Here is a 570-nt window from a genome sequence, read left to right on the forward strand (position 1 = left end):
GCCCCAACAACGACCGCGCCACATCGGCCACGCCGAGATCCGGACACCGCTCCAAATACCGCCCCAACCGCCGCGCCTGCCCAGCCAACGCCTCCCCACCACGCCCCGACAACACCCACACCAACGCGTCAGCAACATCCCCACCCACCTCGGCAAAACCGATCAGGTCAGCAGGTTCATCAACCGGTGCCTGCTCGTCGACAACCGGCGCCAGTTCAAGGATTAGGTGCGCATTGGTGCCGCTGATGCCAAAAGCGGACACCGCTGCTCGTCGGGTTCGGCCCTCCTCGCCCCACGGGCTGGACTCGGTCAGCAACCGAACTGCGCCGCTAGCCCAGTCCACATGTGAGGACGGGGCATCGACGTGCAAGGTCCGTGGCAGCACCCCGTGCCACATGGCCATCACCATCTTGATCACACCAGCCACCCCCGCAGCGTGCTGGGTGTGACCGATATTGGACTTCAACGACCCCAACCACAACGGACGATCCGAATCACGCCCACTCCCGTAAGTCGCCAGTAGTGCTTGCGCTTCGATCGGATCACCCAGCGCGGTCCCAGTCCCATGAG

The 570-nt window shown here is 64.6% G+C and carries 1 protein-coding gene; it reads right to left on the reverse strand.

Features of this window, described 5'->3' with window-relative positions; all coding sequences use genetic code 11:
• The coding region (locus D5S18_RS01935; protein ID WP_147403814.1) for a ketoacyl-synthetase C-terminal extension domain-containing protein at positions 1 to 570 on the reverse strand (570 nt) is incomplete at both ends.

This window comes from Nocardia panacis (assembly GCF_003598715.1).
Lineage (GTDB): Bacteria > Actinomycetota > Actinomycetes > Mycobacteriales > Mycobacteriaceae > Nocardia > Nocardia panacis.